This is a genomic window from Cohaesibacter intestini (genome assembly GCF_003324485.1).
GTDB lineage: Bacteria > Pseudomonadota > Alphaproteobacteria > Rhizobiales > Cohaesibacteraceae > Cohaesibacter > Cohaesibacter intestini.
Genome location: NZ_QODK01000002.1, coordinates 851,104 through 877,976 on the forward strand (window position 1 = coordinate 851,104; position 26,873 = coordinate 877,976).

Consider the following 26,873-nt stretch of genomic DNA (forward strand, 5'->3'; position numbering starts at 1 on the left):
TCTGCCCTATGAAAGACTGTCCGTCTGCGAGATATCAGGCCATTATCGCCCAATTTCCCATTGCACCGTCCTGATTGCCGCGATAGGTCAGACGATGGAAACGGCAACAAAAAACATCAGAACCACAAAGAGCTGCAACCGCATCAGGGCTCAGCAAGGGGAGAAAGCATGCGATTTGAAGGTACGTCCAATTATGTCGCCACCGACGATCTGCGCATCGCGGTCAATGCCGCCATCACGCTGGAACGCCCGCTTCTGGTGAAGGGCGAACCGGGCACTGGCAAGACCGTACTTGCCCGCGAAATCGCCACGGCACTCGACGCCCCGATGATCGAATGGAACATCAAGTCGACCACCAAGGCGCAGCAGGGTCTGTATGAATATGATGCGGTCTCGCGCCTGCGCGACAGCCAGCTGGGCGATGAACGCGTCAAGGACATTGCCAATTACATCCGCCGCGGCAAGGTCTGGGAGGCCTTTGTCTCAGACAAGCGCCCTGTCCTGCTGATTGACGAAATCGACAAGGCCGACATCGAGTTCCCCAACGATCTGTTGCAGGAACTCGACCGGATGGAGTTCCATGTCTATGAGACTGGTGAATTGGTCAAGGCCAAGCAGCGGCCAATCATCCTGATCACTTCAAACAACGAGAAGGAACTGCCCGACGCCTTTCTGCGCCGCTGCTTCTTCCACTATATCAAGTTCCCCGATGAAGAGACGATGCGCGAGATTGTCGAGGTGCATTATCCGGGCATCAAGAACCGCTTGCTGAATCAGGCGCTCACGACCTTTTTCTCCGTCCGCGAAGTGCCGGGTCTGAAGAAAAAACCCTCCACCTCGGAGCTACTCGACTGGATCAAGCTGCTGCTGAATGAGGATATCGATCTGGAAACATTGCGTGAGGCGGATGCCACCAAGGTCATTCCACCGTTGCATGGAGCCCTCCTGAAGAATGAGCAGGATGTTCATCTCTTCCAGCGCCTCGCCTTCATGGCCAGAGGACAGAGATAGCGGCCAGCGATAAGACGCAGCTCAAGACTAATGGCAGGTGCGACCCTAGCCGCGCCGCTCTTCCCACATATCTTGCAATTGAAGACCCCAATAGACCATCTGCGTCGCAATCCGGCCAATCGACCCGCCACCCCACTGGGCGGTAAAGGGCTTGAACAGCCGATGGCGATCCGACGTGCCGGCAATCCCCTCTGCCGCCACCACACCAATGGTCGCTGTGGCATTCAGGCCATGGCCACCGGTCCCGGTTGCCGCCCATAAACCGGGTTCCATTTCCCGCAGGATCGGCATCTTGTGAACGCAATAGCCCATCAGCCCCGCCCAGGCGTGCTCTATCTTGAAATCACCCAATTGCGGATAGATCGCCAGAATGTCCTTTTTCAGCATGTCGGCCAAGGCCTTCGGCTCTGAGCGGCGCGTGGTGATACGCCCGCCCCACAAAAGCCGCGCGCCATCCTCAACCAGCCGATAATAATCCCCCGCCCGGCGCGTATCGCCAATGCAGCCTGCATAGCGGATCGCCTCAGCCAGACGCTCTGGCATGGCCTCTGAGGTGATCACATAGGTCGCCACCGGCAGAACGGCCCGTTCAAGCTTGGGATAAAGATCCTGCATATAGGCGCTGCCACACAGCAGCACAGCCCCCACCTTGACCCTCGCCCCGGTCTCGCATGTCACCGTCCAGCCAGCACCCGAGCGATCCAGGGCGCGTGCCGGACTTGCCTCATAAAGTCGCCCACCTGTAGCCACCAGATCCGCTGCCAGCGCCAAGGCATAATTAAGCGGCTGGATATGAAAGGCAGTTGGATCATTCAGCCCCTGAAAATAACGTTTGGTGACCAGACTGTCGCGCACCTGCTCGGTGGTCCAGACACCGAAACGGGGCCCATATTTCTCTTTCATATGGTCCGCAGAGCGGCGCAACTGATCTTCGTTGCTGTAGCGCAACACCCTCAGCCAGCCCTTTTTCGGCTCAACGCCGGGAGGCTGCAAAGCTGCGATGGTGTTGCGCACATAATCCGTGCCCATCACCGACAGATCAAACAGGGCCTTGGCATGATCCAGCCCCAATTTGTCTTCAAGCGCCTGCATGCCCTCGGCATAGCCGTTGGAGACAAAACCGCCATTGCGACCCGACGCCCCCCAACCAATCCGCTGACCTTCGAGCAAGATGACAGACTTGCCTGCCTTGGCCAACTCGCGGGCTGCAGTCAAACCAGCCAGACCACCACCGATGACACAGACATCAGCCTCCTGCTCGCCCTCAATCGGCGCATGAAAGGCCGCATCGACCTTGGTGTCACGATAATAGCTGTCGATATAATGGTCCATTGTCATGAAAATGTAGCCTGTTGCGATAGAATGGCCGCAGCCGGAGCAGCCCCAATATGGTCATGGGTGGGTTCGCACCAACGAGAACCGTGGTGAAGGGGCAACGTTAATGCCGTCATTCAATCGAGGCCAGTGCCGATTGCCCTCACACCAGTGGTTTGCACAAGTCTATGCTTTTGTGCCAAGAAGCCTCTGACAGTCAGAACTCCAGAGACTGGCTTGAAGGATCTGACCCAAAGGAACTGACCCAAAGGAACTGACAATGCTGCGTCTTTACTTGCTTCGCCATGCAAAATCCTCCTGGTCAGATCCGTCTCTGCACGACTTTGACCGCCCCCTCAACAAAAGAGGCCGCAAGGATGCGCCAAAGCTGGCCCGCGCCATGCAGGAGCGCGCCTATCACCCCGACCGGATTCTTTGCTCCAGCGCTCAGCGCACCAAAGAAACACTGGCGGGCATCATTCCCGGACTGTCGGGCGATGTCAGTCTCAGCTTGCTTGACGCGCTTTATGAGGGCAATGCACCGGACTATCTGTCACTGCTGCGCCTTCACGCCAAACAAAGCCGCAATCTCATGCTGGTTGGCCACAATAGTGGTCTTCAGGACACAGCGATCCGGCTGGCCGGGCGTGGCGATGTGGACCTGCTTTTGGCTCTTCAAGACAAATATCCAACTGGCGCACTCGCCGTTCTTGATTTCAATACCGATGATTGGAACATGGTCATGCCGGGCAGCGGCAAGCTGATCGATTTCATCAAGCCCCGCGATCTGACCCATGACGTCGAAGGGAGCGACGAGGCGCATCTGGTTGAAAACCCTGCTCCGACCTTCTTTCGCCGCTAAAGCGTTGGCACATCAAACTTCCATCCCATAGCCGCGGTGATGTGCATTTGCATTTGCCACTTTCTGTGCCTACATGCTTTTAAGACAAGACGCCGCTCAAGATCAGGCAGGGTATATGAAATTCTTCGATGAAATGCGCATCGCCGCATCCAACCTCACCGACTTTGCCAGTGACATGGCCGAACCATCCGTCCGCCTCGGCGTGACCGGGCTGGCGCGGGCGGGCAAAACCATTTTCATTTCCTCAGCTCTGCATAACATCATCCATGCTGGTCGCCTGCCGCGCTTCGAAGCCCATGCCACCGGCCGGATCGCGTCGGCCGAGATTGCCCCCCAGCCAGACAAGCTTGTACCGCGCTTTCGCTATGAGGACCACATTGCCGACCTGACAGACAGGCGCATCTGGCCTGTTTCCACTTCGCGCACCAGCCAGGTTCGTCTGTCCCTGCGCTACCAATCGAAAGAAACACTCAAACGCACCTTTCGCTCCGATCGGATGGCCATCGACATTGTCGACTATCCCGGCGAATGGCTGCTCGATTTGACCTTGATGGAGTTAAGCTATCGGGACTGGTCAAGCCGGTCCTTCGAGCAGGCATCAAAGCCCCTTTACAGCCCCCATGCACGGGACTGGTTCGCCCATTGCGACGGGATTGCCACCAGTCTCGCCAATCCAGAACAGGGCGACGAGCCTTATCTGGAAACCCTTGCCCGCAGCACCGCCAAGCACTTCACCGACTATCTGACCGCCGCCAAACAGGCGCGCGGGGCCTATGCCTTGCTGACGCCGGGGCGCTTTTTGATGCCCGGCGAATATCAGGACAGCCCGACTTTGTCCTTTGCACCCCTGCCCGACGCCCTCTATAGCAAAGACAAACATAGTCTCTGGGCGATGATGGAGCGGCGCTTTGAAGACTATAAAGCCTCTATCGTTGTGCCCTTCTATCGCGATCACTTTGCCCGTCTCGACCGCCAGATCGTGCTGATCGACCTGCTCGCCGCCTTGAATGAAGGGCCAGAAACCTTGGCTGAGCTGGAAGAAACCATCACCGAGATCCTGCGGGCCTTCCGCCCCGGCTCGCGCTTCTGGCTGCGCAATCTGGTCTCGCGCCGGATCGACAAGATCCTGTTTGCCGCCACCAAGGCCGACCATCTCCACCACACCTCCCATGACCGGCTCGAGCGCATTCTGGCCCGGCTGGTTGAACGGGCCACCGAACGGGTACAATCCTCCGGCGGCGAATGCCAGACCATGGCCATTGCGGCGGTCCGCGCCACCCGCGAAGCCACCCTGACGGTGGAAGGCGATGAGCTGCCGTCCCTTGTCGGCATTCCCCTTGAAGGCGAAATACTGGGCGAGGATGCCTTTGACGGCGAAACCGAATTTGCCCTCTTCCCCGGCGACTTGCCTGCCAATCCCGATCTGTTTTTCCGCGCCGCCGGACAACCGGCACCTTGGGGGCCACATCCGGACAAGGCTGCACAATTGGAAGACGAACCAAACGAAGATGACCTGTTTCAGGATCCCCTGTGTTTCGTTCGCTTCCGGCCACCTCATCTGGAAAAAGACGCCGAGGGACTGCCCCGCTCGCTGCCCCATATCCGTCTTGATCGCGCCCTTGATTTCCTCCTCGGAGACATTCTGAAATGACCAAAGACAAATCTTCGAAAGGACCTTCGAACGGGACTTCCAAATCAGGCAGCCGCGCCCCGCGCGCCATCAAGCTCGACCGTGGTGCCTATGGCGATGACATGGCCCAGCCAACCCCGAACACCGGCGCGACCCTGTCGATGACACCGGACCATATCCCCGACAGCGAGGACTATGCCGACCGGTTCGAGACGCTGGAAGAACCAAGCTTCAAGCCCGCCCGCAAGAAAGGCTGGTCGCTCAGCACCTTCTTCTGGAGTGCCCTGTCCGGCGTGGTGATGATGGCCCTTGGCCTGTGGCTTGATGGCTTGGTGCGTGAATTGTTCGCCCGTTGGGACTATCTCGGCTGGGCGGGGCTAACCTTGGTTGCCATCGCCACCTTGTCGCTGTTCTTCTTCTTACTGCGCGAATATCTTGCTATGCGACGGCTGTCCCATTTGGGAAATCTGCGCGAGCAAATCGTCGAGTTGCAGGCCAATGGCGACCGCAAAAGCACCATGGCCATAGCGAAAGACTTGTTGGGGCTCTATGCCAAGCAGCCTTCACTTTTCAAGGCCCGTCAGGCCCTGAAACAGGATTTGCCGCATCTGTTTGATGCCGAAGACATCCTCGCCCAGACCGAAAACCACCTGATGCCGCCCTTGGATCAGGCTGCCACCCATCGGGTGCATCAGGCTGCTCGCCGTGTGGCTCTTGTCACCGCCCTCAGCCCCCGCCCCATCTTTGACATCCTTGTCGTGCTGATCGAAACCGTTCGAATGGTCCGTGCCATTGCCGAAATCTATGGCAAACGACCCGGCTTCATCGCCATGCTGCGCCTGTCAGGCCATATTGCAGGACATCTGGCGGTCACAGGCGGCATGGCCGCAGGTGAAACCCTGATCCAGCAGATTGTCGGCCACGGCTTGGCCGCCCGTCTGTCGGCCAAATTGGGAGAAGGTCTGCTGAATGGCATCCTCACCGCCCGCATCGGGCTGGCCTGCATTGATCTGTGTCGACCGATGCCCTTTGTCACCCAGTCCCAGCCAAAGCTTGGCGCGGTGATCAAGACCCTGCGCGCCCAGTCCGAAGAACTGGAAGGCGAACCATTGAAGGATAAAAAGCAGGCCAAGTCGAAGACCAGAGCGTAAGTCAGCGCCCCCTGTCAGGACGGCATCTCCATCCATAGACGACTTGACCCTGCCCTTGCGCTCAGCCTAACTCATGGGGCGAGCCGCAAATCCGCATTCCAGCGGTCGGCAGAGAAGAGGCACCATGTTCATTCATTTTTTCGCAGAATTGCGAGCGGCCAAGGTTCCCGTCTCCTTGCGCGAATATCTGATGCTGATGGAGGCCATGGAAGCCGATCTTGCAGAAAGCCGGGTCGAGGATTTCTATTATCTCTCCCGCGCTGCCTTGGTGAAGGACGAAACCAATCTCGACAAATTCGATCAGGTCTTCAGCGCCACCTTCAAGGGGCTGCAAAGCCTCTCTGATGCGGTCGAGCAGGCCGAGATCCCGGAAGACTGGCTGAAAAAGCTGGCCGAGAAATTCCTCACCGACGAGGAAAAGGCTGAGATTGAGGCACTGGGCGGTTTTGACAAGCTGATGGAAACCCTGCAACAGCGCCTTACTGAGCAAAAAGACCGACACCAAGGCGGCAACAAATGGATCGGCACGGCTGGCACCTCCCCCTTCGGGGCCTATGGCTACAACCCGGAAGGCGTCCGCATCGGCCAGCATGAAAGCCGCCATCGCCGCGCGGTCAAGGTCTGGGACAAGCGCGAGTTCAAGGATCTCGATGGCAGCGTCGAGCTTGGCACCCGCAATCTCAAGGTTGCCTTACGCCGTCTGCGCCAATTTGCCCGCACCGGCAGCGCCGACGAGCTGGACCTGTCCGGCACCATCCGCAACACCGCCCACAAAGGCTATCTCGACATCAAGATGCGCCCCGAGCGCCACAATGCGGTGAAGGTGCTGCTCTTCTTCGATGTCGGCGGCTCGATGGACGATCACGTCAAGATCTGCGAAGAGCTCTTTTCCGCCGTCCATACCGAATTTAAACATCTGGAATATTTCTACTTCCACAATTGCCTTTACGAAAATGTCTGGAAGGACAATGCCCGCCGCCACAATGAAAAGATCCCCACATGGGACCTGCTGCATAAATTCGGCTCGGACTATAAGATCATTTTCGTCGGCGATGCCGCCATGTCCCCCTATGAAGTCTCCCACCCCGGCGGCTCGGTGGAACATTGGAACAAGGAAGCTGGTTCTGTCTGGCTCTCGCGCATTCAGGATGTTTATGACAAAGTGGTCTGGCTCAACCCGACGCCAGAGCGCCACTGGGACTACACCTATTCCATCGGCATCATAAAGGAGCTGATGCAGGAGCGGATGTTCCCCTTGACGCTAGAAGGCATCGACGAAGCCATGCGCGCCCTGATGCGATAACAGCACGGCTCGTGCATTCATCAATGCTTCCCATCGCCTGCATCAATCATTGTCATTTGACCAATCAGTCACTCTACTGATAGCGTCAGGCCTCTTGTGAATTGCGATGAAGGCCCGAACGATGAATGTGAGCAATCCAACCAACAGCACATGGCGCACACCTTTTGTTATGCTGATGCTGATGAGCGCTGCAATGCAGCTTTCCTTTGCCAGCTGGTGGACCCTGCTCAACAACTTCGCGGTCAATGAAGTCGGCTTCACCGGCCGCGAAATTGGCATTCAGCAATCAATCCGCGAAATTCCGGGCTTTCTGGCCTTCACCGCCATTTTCCTTTTGCTGTTGGTGCGCGAGCAGACCTTTGCTCTGCTGGCCCTGCTGACCCTTGGAGTCGGGGTGGCCATTACCGGTTTCATGCCGTCGGTCTGGGGGCTTTATTTCACCACCATCATCATGTCGATCGGCTTCCATTATTACGAGACCGCCAACCAGTCGCTGGCGCTGCAATGGCTGCCAAAGGACAAGGCCCCCGCCATGATGGGCCGCATCCTGTCGGTTGCCGCTTTTGCCCAGCTGATCGCCTATGGCATCATCTTCATCACTTGGAAGACCTTCCATCTGTCCTTTGAAATGGTGTTCGGCATTGCTGGCATTCTGACCATTGTCATGGTCGGCTTCCTGTGGCTGACCTTTCCCCATTTTGAAGCCCCGCATCCGCAACGAAAGCAACTGGTGCTCCGCAAACGCTACTCGCTTTATTATGCCCTGACCTTCATGGGCGGTGCCCGGCGGCAGATCTTCACGGTCTTTGCGGGCTTCATGATGGTTGAGAAATTCGGCTATCAGGTGCACGAAGTCTCGGCCCTGTTCCTGATCAATTGCCTGTTCAACATGTTCTTTGCGCCGCAAATCGGCAAATTCATCGGCCGCTTTGGCGAACGCCGCATGCTGACCGTTGAATATGTCGGCCTGATCCTCGTTTTCACCGCCTATGCCTTCGTCAACAATCCGTGGGCGGCGGCGGCACTTTATGTCATCGACCACGGTTTCTTTGCCATGTCGATTGCCATGAAAACCTACTTCCAGAAAATCGCTGATCCCGGTGACATGGCCCCGACCGCAGGGGTTGCCTTCACAATCAACCACATCGCAGCGGTCTTCATTCCCGCTCTGTTCGGCCTGATCTGGCTGGTCAGCCCGTCTGCCGTCTTCTTCCTTGGCGCTGGCATGGCTGGCATTTCGCTGGTACTGGCCCGTTTGGTGCCGCGCGACCCGGCAGAAGGGCGCGAATGGATCGGCAAGATCACCAAGGCACCGATGGCCGGAGAGTCTGCTGCCAAACAACCCGCAGAATAGCTCAAAGCTTGCGGGCGATCCCCAAATGGTGGGTGCCGATGATACCGGTGCCCACGCCCAGGTCATAGACATCATAGCGATCCAGCGCAAAGCCCGCCGCAGCAATCAAGCGACCCGGATCGCGATTGAGATGACAGCCCGCCGCCATGAAACGCCATGGCGCATTCAGCCCATCCTGCAACCGCGCCACCAATAGGCTCGGCGATCGCCCATGCTCACAAAAGAAAAGCCGGCCATGAGGTCTGAGGATCCGGTAAATTTCTGCCAACGCTGACGAGATATCTGGGATGGAACAAAGACTATAGGTCACCACAACCGAATCCGCTGACGCTGATGGCAGAGACATGGCTTCCGCACTTTCCACCAGCAAAGTTGCAGGCAAGTGGTGCGCGGCGATGGCTTTCTGTCCCAATGCGGGCAAGCCGTCATCAGGATTGATACCGATCAGACTGGTCACCGTGGAGCGGTCATAATGGGGCAGATTGAGCCCCGATCCGAACCCGATCTCCACCACATCCCCGCTCGCCAAGGGAACGATCTTTTGACGCTGCCGGGTGACCATCGGCAAGCCACAGACCCAGTGCACCCCGTTTGGCATCAAGCCACCAAACAGCGAACGGGTTTTTCCAGACGTCGGCAAAGGAGAACAGCAAGGGGACATGGCACACCGTCGGACATTATTTTCAACAAAGTGAAAATAGAGGACCTGACCGGCCAAGGTCAATGCACGAAACTCAGAGCAGCAAAGCTCAGCCTTCAGGCGGCAGGCCATAGACGGCGAAAGCGCTCTGTGATGATCTCCACGTCATCGCGCATCGCGCCACCAATCTCTTCAAATTCCTTGGCGAAAAAGTCCCAATGCACCGCACGCCACCAAGTATAACTCTTGTCGCCTTCCCCTTCGGCGGCAGCAAAGTCAGCATCAATGGCACGAAAAGGCAGGCGGTCAACGGCAATCAACTCAACCAAAGCCACGGGATTGCGATTCCAATTCTGGACAATCAGCAAATCACCGACCTGCGGCATCCGCTCTTGGCCACTATCAACCCAATGCGCCAGACCGCAGGAGGCCCGTTTTTCATCTCGCAGGACAAGATCTGCACAGAGATTGGCATTCACTTCGTCGGCGCAAAAATAATCTGCGGCCACGTGCCGACAGGCCATCGCTTCACGCTGCTGCAGCGACAGGGTGTCCAGATAGGCATCAAAGAAGGCCTGAGTCGCCGCAGTCAGCTTGGTCATCGGACAAACGTGTCCTCAAGCCTGAAATTCAGGGATGCGAATAACGATGCCATCAAGCTCGTCACTCATACGGATCTGGCAGGACAGGCGACTGGATTCATTCGCATCCTGCGCAAAGTCGAGCATATCCTCTTCCATCGGATCCGGATCGCCGGTTTTTTCCGCCCAACTTTCGTCCACATAGACATGGCAGGTCGCGCAAGCGCAGGCACCACCACATTCCGCCTCGATGCCGGGCACGCCATTTTTTACAGCGCTTTCCATCACCGTTGCCCCGTTGGAGGCCTCCACTTCATATTTGGTACCATCGAAAGCGACAAAATTGATCTTCGGCATTGGATATCATCTCTGATTGAATTGGTCACATGCCCCGCTATAGCGCAATTTGCCGGTGAGTCAAAGTTGCCTTTGCCCTAAAGCGACAGAACGGCCAGCCCCTCACGCACTTTTCATCCCCAAGCCCTCTGCGATCACAATCGCGATGCTGCGAACGGCACAGAGAATGACAATTGCGTCACAGGTTGAGAATCGCGCGGATATCCTCCATCGCTTCCTCAACCGCGTTACCCAACTGGGCAATCAGCGTCGGATCCGGACAATCTGCCTGTTCCAATTTTTCAGCAAGAGCCGCGACATCAACCGCCCCGACCCCGCGGGCCGAGCCCTTGATGCTGTGGGCCAGCTCTTTCACCGATCCTTGAGCACACGCCAGATCAGCCATTTTGTCGTTCATCTGTTGCTCGAAGATTCGCAACACCTCACGCTGCAAATTCGCATCATTCATTGTCTGGCGAGCAAGATGCTCGAGGTCCAGTCGCGCCATGGAACGCCCCCCTTTTTATACATTGTCGACCATTTGAAACCACCGGGATCAGGATTCGCCCGACAGTCACTTTTGATATTTTCTGTTAACCATAATTGCCGAATTTGACCCTGGAATACAAAATTTAATTCCTGTGGTCCCCATCTCCATTGCGACATTGGCTGAACGCTTGGTTTGTCGACAAAAATTCCATTTTTCCAATCTCTTAACCTTAACAGGCTATCCCTACTGTGTGACGTCCCCTCTCCCGTGGCATCGATTGTTGAACAAATGCAGCCAAGGGTCGGAAATTTCTTGTTCCTTTGCCTTTGCTCTGCCTGTACGATGCTATCCCGATATATCGATTGATAGCGACAGACTAACTTTGACCCCAAATAGCGCTTCCCATTGCCTTGCCACAAGGCCATGAGACAGCCGTAATTTCGGGTCAAGCGGATGCGGCGAGATCAAGATATTGCAAGACCCCTTTCGCAAAAGGGGAGGCATTGGTGCCCACGAGGCAAGACCGGCATTGTAGTCGGTTCGGGGCGACCAATGAAGTGGCGAGTATAGAGTAAGACAAGGCTGGTATAGACATGGTCAATAAGTCTCCAAAGATTCAGGATCCGACAGAAGCGGCTCTGTCGGCGGTTGAAGACGCGTTGAAACTCGATTTCGACGGCACGGAAGAGGCAAAGAGCGACGGCGGCAAACAGGACATGGCCAAGGCAACGGCCAGTGATCTTGCCCCAAGCGAGGTTGAGAGCAAGTCGGACATGCGTCCCTCTTCTGGCCGACCACGCCCCGCCAACGACGACCAGCAATCGGTCGGTCATTTGCTGCACAGCCTGCAAAGACCCGCAAGCTCTGCTCCCTACTGGTTTGCCACCCTGCTTGCCGTGATCTGGGCAGGTATGGCTGGCAGCGCTTTCTATATTGCCTTTGGCCAAGAGCTGATCACCGCTGGCGGAGCGCCTGCCATCCTGCAAAGCCCGATGGCGCTCGGTGCCATGGCGGCCATCGTGCTGCCGGTCGTGCTGTTCTTCATGATGGCCTATATGATCGTACGCTCCCACGAAATGCGCCAGGTCTCCCACACCATGACCGAAGTGGCCATGCGTCTGGTCGAGCCGGAAAGCGTCGCCAAGGAATCCGTCGTCAATGTCGGACAGGCCATCCGCCGCGAAGTCGCTTCCATGAGCGATGGCATCGAACGCGCTCTCGCCCGCGCGTCCGAGCTGGAAGTCATGGTGCATAACGAGGTTTCCTCGCTGGAGCGCGCCTACTCTGAGAATGAATTGCGCATCCGCTCACTGATCGAGGAACTGATCACCCAGCGCGAAGCCATCGTATCCAACTCCGAGCGTGTACGGGCCTCTATTTCCGGCGCTCACACGTCCCTCTCTGATGAATTGACGACCACGAGCGAGTCCATTTCCAAGAGCGTGTCCGACGCGGGTTCCCGCGTCACCCTGTCTCTGGCAGAAAAAGGCGAGCAGATCACCATTGCTTTGGCCAATGCTGGCGAGACCATGGTCAATGTCCTCTCCAACCGCGGCTCCGATCTGGTCGACCGCCTGTCCTCGACGGGTGCCGATGTGACCTCGTCCCTGTCCACGGCAGGTCAGTCCATCACGGACCAGCTCAATATGTCCGGCACCGAGATTTCCCAAAAACTGGAAGTTACCGGCTCCGATCTGACCGGTCAGTTGGCCAGCATCGGCCATGAAGTCACCGATCGCTTCATCAATGCAGGTCAGGAACTCACCTCTACCCTGTCGCAGACCGGCAATGACGTGACAACCAACATTTCGCAGGTCGGCGAAAACATGAACGCCAACTTGCAGGCCATCGGCTCTGAAGTGACCAACAATCTCAGCGTCACCGGCAACAACCTGACCGGCGAATTGAAATCGATCGGCACGGAAGTCACCGCGAATCTGGCCAATACCGGCCAGAGCCTGACCGGCGAGTTGCGCACCATTGGCTCCGAGGTCACCGAAAATCTCGCCAATACGGGCGGCACGCTGACCAACGAACTGCGCACCATCGGCTCCGAAGTCACCGAAAATCTGGCAACCACCGGCGGTGCACTCACCACCGAGCTCAATGCCATCAGCCAGAATGTCACCGGCAGCCTGACCGAAATCAGCGCCAACATGACCCAGACCATGTCACAGACCGGGTCTACGGTGGCCGAAAATATTCGCGATCAGGGCACCCAGATCGTCACCGCCATCACCGAACGCTCCTCTGAAGTTTCCGAAGCGCTGAAAGGCACTGGCGACGCGTTGCTGGTTGACCTGTCGCTGCGTGGCACAGAAATCAACGAAAAACTCGACGAAACCGGCTCCAACATTGCTCATTCCATCTCGCAGGCAGGCGCAGGCCTGACCTCCAACATGAACGAGACCGGTGGTCGGATTGTCGAAACCCTGACCAGCCGCGGCGACGAGCTGACCAGCAAGCTGGATCAGACCGCAGAGCGGATCCACGAAACCGTTGCCGTCAAAGGCGGAGAACTCGACAAGCAGCTCAACGAACATGCCCGGTCTCTTGGGTCCATGCTCGACGAACGCACCCTGAATATGGGGACCCTGCTCGAAGGTCAGTCCGTTGCCATCACCGAGCAGCTTGATCAGGCCGCAGGCAAAGCCAGCGAAGCCCTCAACAGCCGCTCGATGGAAGTCACCGAACGGCTCGCAATGGTTGGCTCCGAAATCGCCAAGGTCATTGCCCAGCGCGGTTCCAAGGTCAAGGAACTGTTCGAGACAACGGGTGGCGAGTTGACCGCAGCCCTCGAAGGCCAGAGCGAAAGCATCCGTCTGGCGATGGAAGAACGCGTCAAGGCGTTCGACGAAGTCATCGGCGTGCAGGGCACCAATCTGGTCAGCCATCTTGGCGACCGCCTCGACAGCCTCACCCAGTCGATGGATCAGCGGATCAATGCGCTCGACCAGACCCTGTTTGCCCGTGCTGGTGAAATCGAAACCGTGCTCGATTCCCGCCTTGATGGCTTCTCCGTCAGCGTCGCCACCAAGGCTCAGCAGGTCACCGACACGCTGGTTGAACGCACGTCCAACTTCGAGAAGGACATTTCCACCCGCCTCGATGGGTTCGAGCAGAATATCTCCAGCCTGACGATGAATTTCGCCAGCAAGGCCGATACGCTCAACACCACCCTCGACGAGCGCACCAGCAAGCTCGACGACGCGCTCGATGTCCGTGCCCGTCAGATCAACGACACCCTGCTGGATCGCACCCGTGATATCGCAGCGGCCTACTCCAAGGGTCAGCAGGATATCAACGAGAGCATGGACAACCGCCTCACCATGGTTGGCGAGACCCTGTCCCGTCAGGCCCATGACCTCACCGAAACCCTGTCGGATCGCGTTGCCGAGATCAATGTCTCCCTTGGCAGCAAAGTGTTCGAAGTGGCAGAAACGCTCGACAGCCGCTCGGCCCAGATCGAGGCCATCCTCAATGACCGGATGAATGCGATCTCGACCAACTTCGCAACCGAGAGTGCCAAAGCACGCGATTCCCTCGCATCGACCCTGACCGAAGCAAGTTCGGCCATCACCGAGAAGACCGAGAATTTCAATGCGGTTCTGGGCTCCCGCTCCGCAGAGCTGTCCTCGATCCTCGATGAAAAAGGCAATGCGGTCATTCAGGCTCTCGACAGCCGGTCTGAAAACATCACCTCCACCTTCCAGAAGGCCGGTGAGAGCATCATTCAGAGCCTGTCGAGCCGTGGCGGCGAAATCGCCAAGGCCGTGGCAATGGAAAGCGCTCGTGCATCCCAGTCCTTGGCTGAAACCGGCGACGGTCTGGTGGCTGCCATCACCGAGAATAGCAGCCGGGCGACCGAAAGTCTTGATCTGAGCGCCAATCGCGCGGTTCAGGCAATCAACGAAAGCTCGGATCGCACGGTCAACGCAGTCAGCAGCAGCACCGAACTGGCTGCCCAGTCCCTGTCCGAGAATGCTCAGCGTGCCGTCGAAGCCATGGAAGGCTCGACCCAGCGCACCGTTGGCACTCTGAACAGCAACACCGAGCGGACCGCACAGGTGCTGGCAGAAAGCGCGCAGAAAGCATCGGAAACCCTCTCCTCCAGTGCCAACGAAACTCTGGCAGCAATGGAAGACAATTCCAAACGCGCCGTCGAAGCCCTCACCGTCAGCTCGGAACAGGCTCGTGCCGCTTTGGAAGCTTCATCCAGCAACCTCGTGCGTTCGATCGCCCAGAGCAGCCACGATGCGATTGTCAATCTCGACAATTCCAACAAGCGTCTGGTGGAAGCGGTTCGCGCCTCCACAGAGGAAGCAACCTCGTCGCTCAACAGCACCAACGAGCTCTTGCGCAATGACGGAACCGAAATCGTTGAGCGCCTGAAAAACGCCAACGACACCCTGTCCGAACTGTTGCTCAATGCTGGACACAGCCTGTCCACCATCGAGACCAGCCTTTCGGCCCAGACCAACCAGTTCCGCGATGTGGTCGACACGGTTGTCAATCAGGCTGGTGCCTCTGCCCAGCAGCTGACCGGTCAGGTCTCTGATCTGCGCTCCGTATCGGGCAACATTCTCGAACAGGTCGCCACCCTGACCAACAAGTTCGAGGAACAGGCCGGTGCCTTGATCAACACCACCCAGATGATGGAATCGGCCAATCAGCGTCTGGAAGGCAATGTCGATGAACGTCGTGCGGCCCTCGCTGCCATGACAGATGATCTCAGCCAACGCACCGATGCCATAGAAGGTGTGCTGAACAGCTTTACCAATGTCATTGCCAACACGCTCAACACAGCCGAGGCCCGGGCGCGCGATGTCGGCATGCTGCTCAGTCAGAGCACGGAAGGCGTATCCAAGGAAGTCATGGATCAGCTCGAGCAGCTGCGCATCAACACCGCGTCCGAAGGTCGCCGCGCCGCGGAAAGCATTCGGGCTGCCCAGCAGGACCTCAACGAGGAAATGCTGCAATCCATGGCCGATGCCAACAGCCGGTTTGAGAAAGCCACACAGGACATCCGCACCATCACACAGGATATCCGCCGTGATCTGGATACCACCCGTGCCGAGTTGCGCAACGGTCTGGCAGAACTGCCTGAAGAAACCCGCGAAGCCACCGGTGCCATGCGCCGCGTTGTCTCCGAGCAGATCGATGCTCTGAAGGAACTGTCCCGTGTTGTCCAACGCCATGGCAACAGCTTTGACAGCCTGCCCGCAGGCCGTTCAAGCCAGCCATCCGCTCCGGCACCGCGTCCAACCCCTCCGGCTCCGCAGACCATGCGTCAGCCAGAGCAGCCACCGGCGCGGGCCCCGGAACCACGCCAAGAACCACGCCAGGAACCGCGCCAAGAGTCCAGAAACGACTATGCGCCAGCACAGCGTGATGACGACGATAGCCGCTCCGGCGGCTGGGTCTCCGATCTGCTGCGCCGTGCGTCCCAGTCTGACGACGGCTTCCCGCAACCGGGCGACGCCGCAGCGCTGGCGCCTCTGTCCAAGGAAATCGTCCGCGGCATCGACGGGCAAAATCAGGAACAGGCATGGGAAAGCTATCGCCGCGGCGAAGGTGGCAGCTTCACCCGTCGTCTCTACACCCTGAAAGGCCAGCAGATCTTTGAAGATGTGCGGATGCGCTATCAGCGCGACAATGATTTCCGCACCACGGTCAACCGCTATGTCGCCGATTATGAGCGCATCCTTGACGATATTTCCCGCAAGGATCGCGATGGCACCAACACCATGAACTACCTCACTTCGGAAACCGGCAAGGTCTATACCATGCTGGCCCATGCCAGTGGTCGATTGGGCTAAACGGCCCATCGAGCCATCACAAGCAAACAAAAAAGGGTGCCGACTGGGCACCCTTTTTTTTGTTGTATCTGTTATGCGCTGTGAGACACCTTGATCTTGAGATCCTTCCAGCTAACAACCGTCAGGATCAGCTGAAATCAGCAACCCGGTCTCTCAGATCGGCAATGCTGCCTTCCAATGCTTCCAGATCCTCTTCATCTTCAGGCGCCGCCGCAAAGATATCTGCTTCAACATTGTCGATGGTCACACCGGCGAAGACGTCGGCCTTTGCAGCAGGCGAGACCGTTTCATCGCTGTCGTCATCCCCATTGTCCAGATCTGCAGATGCGAAAACGTCAGCATCCCCTTCATCAACCATCTCGGTTGCATCATCCGCACCAGCTGCATCGACCTTGGCATCGGCCCAGTCGAGATCTTCCATATCCAGAACATCGGCACCGATATTGCCTTTGGCTGCCACAATGTCATCGTTCGGAGCAATTGCGCTGTCTGCCATCATGGCATCGATGTCGTCCTGCCCGGCTTCGGCAGACAGGTCCGGTGCACCGGGGACGGCAACATCATCAACTGCCTCGGCAGGCGCCGCATCAAACATTGCGTCGATGTCATCCTGATCGGCCTCTTCAGGTGCCGCATCAAACATCGCATCGATATCACCCTGATCGGATTCTTCAGGTGCCGCATCAAACATCGCATCGATGTCATCCTGATCGGCCTCTTCAGGTGCCGCATCAAACATCGCGTCGATGTCACCCTGATCGGCCTCTTCAGGTGCTGCATCAAACATCGCATCGATATCACCCTGATCGGCAGGGCCATGATCGGCATTATTCAGCAGAAGATCGACATCGCTCTGTTCGACGCCTTCGCCTGCAAATTGCGGACCATTGAGCAAATGCGCATCCGGGCGCTCGTCATGCGACCGGTGGTGGTTAGCATCCACTTCGACCGTGTGGGATTCAAATCCCCAGATATCGATCATCGAATTGATGCGGCTTTCTACATAGCGCATCGCATCGACAATTTTCTTGATCCGCTGACCGGTCAGATCCTGGAAGGAGCAAGACATGTAAATATTGGTTGCTTCCATATCCAGTTCATTGCACTTGTCTTCATCAGCGCCCATTTCCCGCAGGGTCCAGGCATATTCCTGGATTTTCTCTGCTGCGCCAAGGATTTCGCCCGTCGCAGATTCGGTCTGGGACACAATGGCATCCAGCTCGAGCGAAGCCCGCTCAAACCGTTCTGAACCATCATTATTTTCATGCTTGATTTGGGCGATTTCCCGTTTGGTCCGTTCAATGGCGCCGGCCATGTCGGCCAAATCCACCTTGACCCGGTCCATAACGGTTGCCGGTGCCCGCTCACGGACAACGGTTTTTTCCAGTTTATCTATCGCCGCCAATAGAGTATCTGTATCGGAGTTCCGGTTTCTGCGTGCATATTCAGACAGAAACCACCGTCCTCTGGCTGTTTCCATAACAGCGGCTTCGATGGCCAGATAGTCTTCTTGTCTCAGGGGCGTCGGAGGCATAGCGTTGCTCATCGGTCAGACCGGGTCCCTATCCTGCATGGCGCGAATCAGTGCCAAAATACGTAGATATTCCCTTCCTATGCTACAGCCGAAATCTTAACGGTTGTTTACTCTATTCAAGGCCATTTCTTATGTATTCTGCCCCTCCTCCACACTATGCAACCCGCATATCCCTTTTCTTTGGGGCATTCTTCTTTCCCTATGGCATTTACATCCCTTTTGCCGGGATATGGCTAAAAAGCTTGGGTCTGAGCCCGGAATCCATCGGCATCGTGCTGATGGTGCCGCTGATTGCCCGCGTCGTTTTCACCCCGGTAATGGCAGCGATGGCCGACAAGATCGGAGATCGGCGGTTAACCCTTCAGATCTATTGCACCCTCTTCGCGTTAACCTTCGCCTTCATAACCATTGATGATAGCCTGGGCTGGATTTTGGCGGTGATGGCCATCTCCCACATCACCCAAGGGGCCATCGTACCGATTGCCGATTCTCTCGCCATGGCAGGCACCCGTCGCTATGATCTCGACTATGGCCGGATGCGCCGCTGGGGTTCGCTGGCCTTTGTTGTCGCCAACTTGGCTGGTGGATTTTGCCTTGATCTGTTGGGCGCCAACAAGATCATCTGGCTGATGATTGGAGGCAATCTGCTGCAGATCGTCTTCTCCCTCACTCTGCCCAAGGACCCTCGCCTGATCGACCACCAGCGCATGAGCAAGGGCAACAAACTTGACTGGACCCAGCTCAAACAGTTCGGCCAGACCGGCTTCTGGATCGTCTTGGCCAGCATCAGTCTCATTCAGGCCTCCCACGCGCTGCTCTACACCTTCGGCACCATCTATTGGGAACAGCGCGGCGTCGCCGCCAGCATGACCGGCATTTTCTGGTCCGTCTCTGTCTTTGCCGAAGTCTTGGTCTTCAGTTTCTCAAAACGCATTTCCGGTCGCGCTGACTGGAAGGCACTGATCTTTATCAGCGGCCTGCTGGCCACCTTGCGCTGGGCCTTGATGCCATTCGACATGCCAGAAGCGGGCTACCTGCTCCTTCAATTGCTCCATGCAGGCAGCTTTGCCTGCTCCCATCTGGGCACCATGTTCTTCATTGCAGCGATGGTCGACGATGACCTCTCGGGCACAGCACAGGGCCTCTATACAATGCTCACCGGACTGTTGATGGCAATCGCCACCTACGCATCGGGCATTCTTTATGGTGATCTGGGCGGCAATGGCTTTGTCATTATGGCAGGCATTTCCACCACCGCTCTGTTCCTGCTCGCCACCAGTCACCTGTTCCCTGTTGGCTATATCGCCAGTGACAGAGCGAGCGAAGCACAAAACGAACAACCAAAATGACACAAGCAGGCGCTTTTCTCCTTGAAATCCGGGATTAACCCTTGTGCATAATGGTCAAATAAGGCCATTTAGGCAAACGGATGGAGACTGACGTCACGCAAGCCGGCAATGCATCCCTGCCCTCGCGGCAGCGCAACCGACCAGCGGACCAAAGCAGATGACTGGACGATGACCCAATCGCACGCGCAACTGACCCAAATGACGGTGGCTCCGGCGCTGACGCTGGATCAGAGCCGGAACATACTGGTCGCGGACGGCGATTGGACCATCGACACCATCCGTGATGCGGACCGACTGGTGACGGCCCTGATCGAAGCAGGCAAGCGCCCCGATGGCCTGGACCTCACCCGCGTGTGCTCGTTTGATACATCCGGAGCCTGGACCATCATCCGCCTGATCCGCGGGTTCCAACTGGACCAGAACGTGGTTGAAATGACCGATCCGGACCATCAAACCCTGTTTGAAGCCGTCTGCGAAACCAATCTGCACAAACCTGAGCTTACCCCGCAACCCGGGACTTTCCTGCAGGCAGCCGAACAGACGGGACGCGACGTCGTCGAAGTCTATAACGACACCAAGATCCTCGCTCATCTGATGGGGGGCGTGATTTCGAGCCTGCTGGAGAGCCTTCTCAGTCCAAAGAAACTGCGCTTCACGGCGATTGCCCATCATCTGGAGCAAACGGGCCTCAAGGCCGTGCCGATTGTTGCCCTGATGTCTTTCCTCGTCGGGGCCATTGTTGCCCAGCAGGGCGCATTCCAGTTGCGCCAGTTCGGGGCGGAACCGTTCGTCATTGACCTTGTCGGCATTCTTGTCCTGCGCGAAGTGGGTATTTTGCTAACCGCCATTCTGGTGGCGGGTCGATCCGGTAGCGCCTTCACCGCTGAAATCGGTTCGATGAAGATGCGTGAAGAGGTTGACGCCATGACGGTGATGGGCCTCAATGTCATTCAGGTGCTGATTGCGCCTCGTGTCATTGCTTTGGTCATTGCCCTGCCCCTGCTGGGCATGGTGGCAAACGTCTCGGCCCTGATTGGCGGCGGCATGCTGCTCTGGGTCTATTCCGACATCACGCCTGCGGCCTATATCAACTGGCTGCGCGATGCTGTGGCAGTCAATACCTTCATGGTTGGCGTCATCAAGGCCCCCTTCATGGCGCTGATCATCGCCCTCATTTCCTGTGCCGAAGGGTTGCAGGTAGGGGGCAGCGCCGAATCTTTGGGCAAACGCACGACGGCAGCGGTCGTCAAATCCATCTTCCTGATGGTGCTGATTGACGGTATTTTCGCCATTTTCTTCGCTGCAATCGGATATTAGGGGGCACGATTGGTTATGTCAGATCACACCATCACGTCGCCTATCATCCATTCTGACGAACCGCCCCTTTTGTCTGTGCGCGGCCTGACCGTCGGCTTTGGCGAGCGCACCATCATCGAAAATCTCGATCTCGATGTCATGCGCGGCGAAATTCTCGGCATTGTTGGCGCATCCGGCACCGGCAAGTCCGTCCTGCTGCGCAGCATCCTTGGTCTCATTCCCAAACGCGCAGGTGCCTTCATCATTTTCGGCAATGACATGGAAAAGATGTCCCGTGCCGAGCAGAAGCGCATCGAGCGCAAGGTCGGCGTGCTGTTCCAGCATGGAGCGCTCTTCTCGTCCCTCACGGTGATGCAGAATATTCAGGTGCCGATGCGCGAATATTATTCCCTGCCCCAGCGGCTGATGGATGAGCTGGCCATTTCCAAGATCGAACTGGTCGGCCTGCCCCCCGACGCAGCCCACAAATATCCGTCCGAATTGTCCGGCGGCATGATCAAACGCGCCGCCATGGCCCGCGCTCTGGCTCTCGATCCGGAGATCGTCCTTCTGGACGAGCCAACGTCCGGCCTCGACCCGATCAGTGCGGAAGAATTCGACGACTTGATTTCGACGCTCAGAACAACTTTGGGACTGACCGTTTTTATGGTAACCCATGACTTGGACAGCCTGAATGACGCCTGTGACCGGATTGCCGTTTTGGCAGAGCGGCGGGTTCTCGTATCTGGTACCATTGAGCAAATGCGATCAAACGACCATCCTTGGGTGAAGCAATATTTCACCGGCAAACGCGCCATGCGCCAAGGGAACAGGAACTGACAAATGGAAACCAAAGCCAATTTTGTTGCAATCGGCCTGTTCACGCTGATCCTCACCGCTGTCGGCTTCGGCTTCATCTACTGGATTGCCCGCTATGATGACGTCCGACCAACCCGTGAGATGATCGTGCGCTTTGAAGGCTCCGTGGCCGGACTTTACAAGGGCGGACAGGTTCAGTTCAACGGCATCAAGGTCGGCGAGGTTTCGCGCCTGAATTACGATCCGAAAAATCCCCGCTACGTCAAAGCCCATTTGACCGTCTTTTCCGACATTCCGCTGAAAAAGGACAGCCGGGTGGAGCTCGCCTACAAGGGTCTGACCGGCGTCGGCAATGTCGAGATCACGGGCGGAGATCCCAAGCTGCCCGACTTGCTGGATCAAGAGGATGTCCCGGTCTTGACCGCGAGCAATTCTGCCCTTCAGGACCTGATGACCGGTGCCCGCCGTATCATGTCACGCGTTGACAATGTCCTTTTGAAGGTGGAAAAGCTGGTTGACACCAATGAAGCCAGCATTTCCAACTCTGTTGCCAATGTCGAGACCTTCACCGATGCGCTCAAAAACAATTCCGGCAACATCGACACCTTTCTTGCCGATGCGTCCAGTGCGGCCAAGGGTCTGACCTCACTCTCTGCCAAACTCGAAACACTCAGCACCAAAGCCGAAAGCCTGATTGGCGCAGTTGACCCGCAAAGCGTCAAGAATAGCGTCGCCAATGTCGAGAAGTTCAGCCAGGACCTTGCCAAAGCCTCTGACAAGTTTGATGTCGTCGTCGATGATGCATCGCAGGCAGCCAAGGGCATCAACGAGTTCTCAGCCAGCCTGAGCACGTCTTTGACCAAGGTTGACACGCTGATTGCCAGTGTGGATCCGGACGCCGTGCGCGGCGCAATCTCGTCCCTGACGAGCTTTGCCAAGTCCCTCGATGACAATTCGGACGACATTGCCGGCATTATCAATGAGGCCAAGGCCGCTGCAGGCAACATCAACAAATTCTCCCAGACCATGTCCACGCGGACCGAAGACTTCAATCAGATCATCACCGACGCAAAGAATATTGCCTCACGCCTGAATGAAGCCTCCAAACGTGTCGACAAGATCATGGGCAAGGTGGACGGCATCCTCTCCAACGAAGAGGGCGGCAAGGGCCTGATCGAGGAAGCTACGGCAGCGGCCCGCTCGATCCGCAAGGTCTCCGAGCGGTTTGAAGCCCGGGCAGACGAGATTTCCAACGGCCTTGCCCGTTTCTCCGGCAAAGGCCTGCGTGATGTCGAAGGCATGGTTTCGGAAGCCCGCAACACGTTGCGCCGTCTGGAAAGCGCCGTGGGCAAGCTTGAGGACAACCCATCCAGCCTGATCTTTGGCGGCAACAAGGTGAAGACCTACAATCGCCGCTACTAGTCAGCCCCTTTTCTGATCGATCTGATGTCATGGCCCCGCCAGTCACAAGCTTTGTAATCTCTCAGAGCGAGGCCGATTTTGTCCCTCGGAGCTCCATGATTTGTGACAAATTGGCACAAAGAGGCCAAAAAACTGCGCAAAGTGCCAAAAACTGGTTGGCATGGTCAGCCACTCGATTAGAGTATGGCCAAATCGGTAGATTTGGGAACTGGGGTACGAATTTGTTGCGATCATCGTCCGTAAAGCGGGTTTTTGCGTTGGCTGGCTTGTGTCTGACACTCGCGGCTTGCTCAGTGGTGGGCGGCAAGCAGCTGACCACCTATGATCTCAGCGCTCCGACCAACTTTGATGACATATCCGGACGCAGCAATGCGCAGGTCCTTGTCGCAGCCCCGACCGCGCTCAAGTCTCTTGACAGTGAAATGATTGTCGTGCGTCCCAACGCTTCCGAAATCACTTATTTTGGTGATGCGCAATGGAGCGACCGGCTGAGCCGCGTTGTGCAGGAAAAACTGATCCAGACCTTTGAGAATTCCGGACGCATCCGATCGGTTGCCAAACCCGGTGACGGCGTTGTCGTCGACTACAAGGTCGTCACCACCATTCGGGCCTTTGAGCTGATTGATGCCAATGGGGCTCAGGCACGCGTTGCCCTGTCGGTCAAGATCATCAATGATCGCAACGGACGCGTCCGTGCAAGCCGCCAGTTCAGCGCCACGGCACCCGCCAACCTGTCAAGCTCCGCCAAGGGCGTTGCGGGCATTGATGCTGCCTCTCAGGCCGTGCTAAAAGACGTGCTCTCCTGGGTCGTCCGTGTCATCTGACCCCACGAACCTCTGAAACCGGCATCCAACCAGAACTGTTCCGGCCAACTTAACCGTTGCTGTCAGCCCTTGGCCTCATCCAGAAATTTGTTGAAGACCTTGGAAAATTCCAGATCGCTGCGAAATGGAGGCTCGATCCCGGCTTCATGTTGCTGGCGGCGCGGGGCAGCATCGATGGCCGAAAGCATATCCGCTTCCTTGCAAAAAGACGCACCATCAAATGCCTCGGCAATCATTCGGGCATTGTCGAGCTCATGCGGCATGGTTCCGGCATTGACTTCCAAGACCGTGCGCACACCCTTTGCCACAGCCTCAAAAGCCGATCCTGGCCCCGGCTTGCCGATCATCACGTCGGACAGCTCCATCAGCAAACCTATGTTGCGCACAAAGCCGAAGACACGCTTCTGATAGCCCATTTCAACCGCAGCCAGCTCCTGCTTCAAAGCCTTGTTGTGACCACAGACGAAAATGACATTCAACGGCTCTGAAAGCTGCTCCAGCGCCTGCGCAATCCTGATCATTTTCGGAGACCCGTTGCCACCGTAGAAAACCAGAACCGTTTTGGCATCGGGGAACAAGCCCAACCGCCGCTTCAAGGCTGCGGCATGGTCCGGCGACCGACGGAAAAAGGCGCGCCGCAAAACCGGGCCACTGATCCGCGTCACATGGGTGATGGCCCTATCCCTGCCCTGATGATAGCCACGCTCAGAAAAAGCCACCAGATGCGTACCTGAGGCCGGAATCCAGCTGTTGCGATAGGTCTCGGAATGATCTGTCACCACCATCATGTTGGGCAATCCAGCCCGCTCTGCTTCCTCGATCACATCGATGCCGATGAAAGGCAACACACAGATCACCAGATCCGGTTTGGCTTCCGCATAAAAAGCCTGAAACAGTCGGGAGATTGCCTTGCCACGAATGGTGCGGAAAACCAGAGGCAACCACGACATGACACGCCAGGCAAATTGCGGCAGGCGCGAATGCTTCAAAAGAAAATTATAGTGCGCTTCACTATGGTTCGCGACAATGCGCTCAAACCAGCTGCCACGGGACAGAACATCCTTGTAGGGATTGGCGAAGACCAGCTCGACATCTTGATCCTCCGGCAGATATTCCCGTATGGCATTCGCCGTCGCTCGATGCCCGGCGCCCGCGTCGATCACGAACAGGCAAACCTTGATGGCATTTTCGCTTTTGAACAGGGAGGCACGATCAGCCTCGACACTTGCACGCATGGTCATCCTCGATTGCGTCATGAAGGTCTGCCAACAAACTTGGCCAGCGGTGCCAGATTGTCGAGGAACTGATTCAGGCTCTTGTCCCATGTCCGCTCAAGCGCAAAGGCGCGACAGCCAGACTTGTCGATTTCCAGAGCCGCAAGACAGGCCTGCTGCAAATCCTCATGAAGAGCCCCAACGCCACTATCCTCCAACAGGTCAAGCGGTCCTGTGACGGGAAAGGCAGCAACCGGAACACCGCAGGCAAGCGCCTCTTGCTGGGTGTTGCCGAATGTGTCGGTCTTGCTTGGGAAGACGAACACGTCAGCAGCAGCCAGATGGCGTGCCAACTCCTTGCCAACCTTCTCGCCCAGAAAATGCGCGTCGGGATACTTCTTTTCCAAAAACGCCTTGTCCGGCCCCTTGCCAATCACGACCTTGCTACCGGGCAGATCGAGCGACAGAAATGCCTCGAGATTCTTCTCGATCGCAACCCGGCCCATGCTCATAAAAATCGGCCTTGGCAAATCGAGCGCCACCGGATCCTCTGGCGTGAACAACTCGGTATCGACACCGCGCCCCCAACGAACCAGATTCTCGAACCCTCGGGTCTGCAACTCCAACTCCAGCGACTTGGTCGCCACCATCACCCGTTCCCCGCGATTGTGAAAGCGCCGCAGCACAGAATAACTCCAAGAGACCGGAACACGGAAACGCTTGGCGATATATTCGGGAAATTTGGTGGTATAGCTGGTGGTGAAGGGCAGCCCCTGCTCAATGCAGACCGAGCGGGCGAAAAAGCCGATACTGCCCTCCGTCGCAACATGGATCGCATCGGGCTTGAAGGCAGCGATCCTGTCACGGATGATCCGTTTGCTCGGTAGGGCAAGGGGTATTTCGGGATAGCTCGGCAGCGGAATTGTTCGAAAGTCGTTTGGGCTGACAAAATCAAACACAATGCCACGCTCGGCGGCCAAGGCACCGACTGTGCTCAGGGTGCGGACGACCCCGTTGACCTGCGGATGCCATGCATCGGTTGCGACAAGAACCTTCATCGAAACACCTGTCCCGGTTGTTCTGATATGCGTGGTGAAATGTCAGGCCATCGCCTGCGATGGTTGGACCGTCACGGAAACCGGCGCAACGCCGCTTTCCTCACTCCAGCGGATCAGCTCGAACCGACCATCCTCATGCTCGACGATTGCCGTGCAGCTCTCCACCCAGTCCCCGGTATTGTAGTAGGTGATGCCGAACTTATCGTGCATCTCCGCATGGTGGATGTGACCGCAAATGACGCCGTCCACGTCGAACTTTCTGGCTTCCTGACAGAGGGTCTCCTCAAAGGTGCCAATGAAGTTGACCGCATTTTTCACTTTCATCTTCGCCCAGGCCGACAAGGACCAATAGCGAAAGCCCAGCTTGCGACGCACAAAATTGAAGACGGTATTGAGCGCCAGTGCGAAGGAATAGGCCCAGTCACCGAAATGGGCGAGCCATTTGGCATGACGGACCACCATGTCATATTGATCGCCGTGGATCACCAGCATGCGCTTGCCATCAGCGGTCTCGTGAATGTCATGTTCAAGCACTTCGACACCACCGAAATGGGCGCCGTAATAGCTGCGCAGAAACTCATCGTGATTGCCGGGAACATAAATGATCCGAGCACCCTTGCGCGCCTTGCGCAACAGCTTCTGCACCACATCATTGTGCGCCTGCGGCCAATACCAGCGGCTTTGCAGACGCCAGCCATCCACGATATCCCCGACCAGATAGATCGTGTCCGCATCGTGATATTTGAGGAAGTCCAGCAACATGTCTGCCTGACAGCCGCGGGAGCCCAAATGAACATCGGAGAGGAACATGGTCCGGTGTTTGTATTGTCCTTCATCGTTCGACTGCGTCATGGGTCTGCTCTGAT

Annotated in this window: 21 protein-coding genes; 12 read left to right on the forward strand and 9 right to left on the reverse strand. The window is 57.0% G+C overall.

All coding sequences use genetic code 11. The features are described 5' to 3' along the window. Positions 1-168 precede the first annotated feature (168 nt). The gene (locus DSD30_RS09510) at positions 169-1,011 is read left to right on the forward strand and encodes an AAA family ATPase (RefSeq protein WP_114009383.1); all 843 of its coding nucleotides are present in this window, start codon (positions 169-171) and stop codon (positions 1,009-1,011) included. A 45-nt stretch (positions 1,012-1,056) separates the two neighbouring features. On the opposite strand, the gene DSD30_RS09515 is transcribed toward DSD30_RS09510, so the two are convergent. Beyond that, a complete protein-coding gene (locus DSD30_RS09515; protein WP_114009384.1) occupies positions 1,057-2,349 on the reverse strand; it encodes an NAD(P)/FAD-dependent oxidoreductase in 1,293 nt (430 codons plus the stop codon). Positions 2,350-2,605: 256 nt separating this feature from the next. Between DSD30_RS09515 and DSD30_RS09520 the strand changes: the two genes are divergently transcribed. The 5 genes from DSD30_RS09520 (at position 2,606) to DSD30_RS09540 (ending at position 8,625) form a co-directional block, all read left to right on the forward strand. Beyond that, on the forward strand, positions 2,606-3,187 hold the full coding sequence (locus DSD30_RS09520) for a SixA phosphatase family protein (RefSeq protein ID WP_114009385.1): 582 nt from the start codon (positions 2,606-2,608) through the stop codon (positions 3,185-3,187). A gap of 115 nt (positions 3,188-3,302) precedes the next feature. After that, positions 3,303-4,838 carry a YcjX family GTP-binding protein gene (locus DSD30_RS09525; RefSeq protein ID WP_114009386.1) on the forward strand — a complete coding sequence of 512 codons (1,536 nt, stop codon included), beginning with the start codon at positions 3,303-3,305 and terminating at the stop codon, positions 4,836-4,838. Next, complete coding sequence (locus DSD30_RS09530) at positions 4,835-5,968, forward strand: YcjF family protein (RefSeq protein ID WP_114009387.1); 1,134 nt, start codon at positions 4,835-4,837, stop codon at positions 5,966-5,968. Before DSD30_RS09525 ends, DSD30_RS09530 begins: the two co-directional genes overlap by 4 nt. Positions 5,969-6,092: 124 nt before the next feature. Continuing rightward, positions 6,093-7,271 carry a vWA domain-containing protein gene (locus tag DSD30_RS09535; protein ID WP_114009388.1) on the forward strand — a complete coding sequence of 393 codons (1,179 nt, stop codon included), beginning with the start codon at positions 6,093-6,095 and terminating at the stop codon, positions 7,269-7,271. 121 nt (positions 7,272-7,392) lie between these two features. Beyond that, positions 7,393-8,625: an MFS transporter gene (locus DSD30_RS09540; RefSeq protein ID WP_198662887.1), complete on the forward strand. Its 1,233-nt coding sequence runs from the start codon at positions 7,393-7,395 to the stop codon at positions 8,623-8,625. A gap of 1 nt (position 8,626) precedes the next feature. Here DSD30_RS09540 and DSD30_RS09545 read toward each other — a convergent pair whose 3' ends face one another. The 4 genes from DSD30_RS09545 to DSD30_RS09560 all read right to left on the reverse strand — a co-directional run bounded on the left by DSD30_RS09545 (position 8,627) and on the right by DSD30_RS09560 (position 10,690). Then, positions 8,627-9,223 (reverse strand): class I SAM-dependent methyltransferase, encoded by a 597-nt coding sequence (locus DSD30_RS09545; RefSeq protein WP_157967630.1) that lies wholly within the window; start codon positions 9,221-9,223, stop codon positions 8,627-8,629. Between the two features lie 158 nt (positions 9,224-9,381). Then, entirely contained in the window at positions 9,382-9,867 is a 486-nt protein-coding gene (locus tag DSD30_RS09550; protein ID WP_114009390.1) for an ASCH domain-containing protein, read from the reverse strand. A gap of 15 nt (positions 9,868-9,882) precedes the next feature. Then, complete coding sequence (locus DSD30_RS09555) at positions 9,883-10,203, reverse strand: 2Fe-2S iron-sulfur cluster-binding protein (RefSeq protein WP_114009391.1); 321 nt, start codon at positions 10,201-10,203, stop codon at positions 9,883-9,885. 178 nt (positions 10,204-10,381) lie between these two features. After that, positions 10,382-10,690, reverse strand: coding sequence for an Hpt domain-containing protein (locus tag DSD30_RS09560; RefSeq protein ID WP_114009392.1), 309 nt, complete (start codon positions 10,688-10,690; stop codon positions 10,382-10,384). Between the two features lie 575 nt (positions 10,691-11,265). Here DSD30_RS09560 and DSD30_RS09565 point away from each other — a divergent pair. Further along, positions 11,266-16,491 (forward strand): apolipoprotein A-IV repeat region-like domain-containing protein, encoded by a 5,226-nt coding sequence (locus tag DSD30_RS09565; RefSeq protein ID WP_114009393.1) that lies wholly within the window; start codon positions 11,266-11,268, stop codon positions 16,489-16,491. A 127-nt stretch (positions 16,492-16,618) separates the two neighbouring features. Here the strand turns inward: DSD30_RS09565 and DSD30_RS09570 are convergent, their stop codons facing one another. Further along, a complete protein-coding gene (locus tag DSD30_RS09570; RefSeq protein ID WP_157967631.1) occupies positions 16,619-18,025 on the reverse strand; it encodes a protein phosphatase CheZ in 1,407 nt (468 codons plus the stop codon). Positions 18,026-18,156: 131 nt separating this feature from the next. Here DSD30_RS09570 and DSD30_RS09575 point away from each other — a divergent pair, with 131 nt between their 5' ends. The 5 genes from DSD30_RS09575 to DSD30_RS09595 all read left to right on the forward strand — a co-directional run bounded on the left by DSD30_RS09575 (position 18,157) and on the right by DSD30_RS09595 (position 23,735). After that, positions 18,157-19,374 carry an MFS transporter gene (locus tag DSD30_RS09575; RefSeq protein ID WP_114009395.1) on the forward strand — a complete coding sequence of 406 codons (1,218 nt, stop codon included), beginning with the start codon at positions 18,157-18,159 and terminating at the stop codon, positions 19,372-19,374. A gap of 168 nt (positions 19,375-19,542) precedes the next feature. Further along, entirely contained in the window at positions 19,543-20,691 is a 1,149-nt protein-coding gene (locus DSD30_RS09580) for an MlaE family ABC transporter permease (RefSeq protein ID WP_245418412.1), read from the forward strand. Between the two features lie 15 nt (positions 20,692-20,706). Then, on the forward strand, positions 20,707-21,510 hold the full coding sequence (locus tag DSD30_RS09585) for an ABC transporter ATP-binding protein (protein ID WP_114009396.1): 804 nt from the start codon (positions 20,707-20,709) through the stop codon (positions 21,508-21,510). 3 nt (positions 21,511-21,513) lie between these two features. Continuing rightward, a complete protein-coding gene (locus tag DSD30_RS09590; RefSeq protein WP_114009397.1) occupies positions 21,514-22,911 on the forward strand; it encodes an MlaD family protein in 1,398 nt (465 codons plus the stop codon). A 221-nt stretch (positions 22,912-23,132) separates the two neighbouring features. Next, positions 23,133-23,735 carry an ABC-type transport auxiliary lipoprotein family protein gene (locus DSD30_RS09595; RefSeq protein ID WP_157967632.1) on the forward strand — a complete coding sequence of 201 codons (603 nt, stop codon included), beginning with the start codon at positions 23,133-23,135 and terminating at the stop codon, positions 23,733-23,735. A gap of 62 nt (positions 23,736-23,797) precedes the next feature. Here the strand turns inward: DSD30_RS09595 and DSD30_RS09600 are convergent, their stop codons facing one another. From DSD30_RS09600 to DSD30_RS09610, 3 genes are read right to left on the reverse strand one after another with little or no spacing between them, the layout of a single operon-like run. After that, complete coding sequence (locus DSD30_RS09600; RefSeq protein WP_157967633.1) at positions 23,798-24,991, reverse strand: glycosyltransferase; 1,194 nt, start codon at positions 24,989-24,991, stop codon at positions 23,798-23,800. Next, positions 24,988-26,007, reverse strand: coding sequence for a glycosyltransferase family 4 protein (locus DSD30_RS09605; protein ID WP_114009400.1), 1,020 nt, complete (start codon positions 26,005-26,007; stop codon positions 24,988-24,990). The genes DSD30_RS09600 and DSD30_RS09605 overlap by 4 nt, the downstream gene beginning before the upstream one ends. 42 nt (positions 26,008-26,049) lie before the next feature. Next, complete coding sequence (locus tag DSD30_RS09610) at positions 26,050-26,859, reverse strand: UDP-2,3-diacylglucosamine diphosphatase (protein ID WP_245418413.1); 810 nt, start codon at positions 26,857-26,859, stop codon at positions 26,050-26,052. Positions 26,860-26,873 lie beyond the last annotated feature (14 nt).

Excerpts from the sequence above, each read along its gene's own strand:
- DSD30_RS09510 (WP_114009383.1), top strand. The coding sequence starts at position 169 with ATGCGATTTGAAGGTACGTCCAATTATGTCGCCACCGACGATCTGCGC.
- DSD30_RS09515 (WP_114009384.1), bottom strand. The coding sequence starts at position 2,349 with ATGACAATGGACCATTATATCGACAGCTATTATCGTGACACCAAGGTC.
- DSD30_RS09520 (WP_114009385.1), top strand. The coding sequence starts at position 2,606 with ATGCTGCGTCTTTACTTGCTTCGCCATGCAAAATCCTCCTGGTCAGAT.
- DSD30_RS09525 (WP_114009386.1), top strand. The coding sequence starts at position 3,303 with ATGAAATTCTTCGATGAAATGCGCATCGCCGCATCCAACCTCACCGAC.
- DSD30_RS09530 (WP_114009387.1), top strand. The coding sequence starts at position 4,835 with ATGACCAAAGACAAATCTTCGAAAGGACCTTCGAACGGGACTTCCAAA.
- DSD30_RS09535 (WP_114009388.1), top strand. The coding sequence starts at position 6,093 with ATGTTCATTCATTTTTTCGCAGAATTGCGAGCGGCCAAGGTTCCCGTC.
- DSD30_RS09540 (WP_198662887.1), top strand. The coding sequence starts at position 7,393 with ATGAATGTGAGCAATCCAACCAACAGCACATGGCGCACACCTTTTGTT.
- DSD30_RS09545 (WP_157967630.1), bottom strand. The coding sequence starts at position 9,223 with ATGCCAAACGGGGTGCACTGGGTCTGTGGCTTGCCGATGGTCACCCGG.
- DSD30_RS09550 (WP_114009390.1), bottom strand. The coding sequence starts at position 9,867 with ATGACCAAGCTGACTGCGGCGACTCAGGCCTTCTTTGATGCCTATCTG.
- DSD30_RS09555 (WP_114009391.1), bottom strand. The coding sequence starts at position 10,203 with ATGCCGAAGATCAATTTTGTCGCTTTCGATGGTACCAAATATGAAGTG.
- DSD30_RS09560 (WP_114009392.1), bottom strand. The coding sequence starts at position 10,690 with ATGGCGCGACTGGACCTCGAGCATCTTGCTCGCCAGACAATGAATGAT.
- DSD30_RS09565 (WP_114009393.1), top strand. The coding sequence starts at position 11,266 with ATGGTCAATAAGTCTCCAAAGATTCAGGATCCGACAGAAGCGGCTCTG.
- DSD30_RS09570 (WP_157967631.1), bottom strand. The coding sequence starts at position 18,025 with ATGCCTCCGACGCCCCTGAGACAAGAAGACTATCTGGCCATCGAAGCC.
- DSD30_RS09575 (WP_114009395.1), top strand. The coding sequence starts at position 18,157 with ATGTATTCTGCCCCTCCTCCACACTATGCAACCCGCATATCCCTTTTC.
- DSD30_RS09580 (WP_245418412.1), top strand. The coding sequence starts at position 19,543 with ATGACCCAATCGCACGCGCAACTGACCCAAATGACGGTGGCTCCGGCG.
- DSD30_RS09585 (WP_114009396.1), top strand. The coding sequence starts at position 20,707 with ATGTCAGATCACACCATCACGTCGCCTATCATCCATTCTGACGAACCG.
- DSD30_RS09590 (WP_114009397.1), top strand. The coding sequence starts at position 21,514 with ATGGAAACCAAAGCCAATTTTGTTGCAATCGGCCTGTTCACGCTGATC.
- DSD30_RS09600 (WP_157967633.1), bottom strand. The coding sequence starts at position 24,991 with ATGACGCAATCGAGGATGACCATGCGTGCAAGTGTCGAGGCTGATCGT.
- DSD30_RS09605 (WP_114009400.1), bottom strand. The coding sequence starts at position 26,007 with ATGAAGGTTCTTGTCGCAACCGATGCATGGCATCCGCAGGTCAACGGG.
- DSD30_RS09610 (WP_245418413.1), bottom strand. The coding sequence starts at position 26,859 with ATGACGCAGTCGAACGATGAAGGACAATACAAACACCGGACCATGTTC.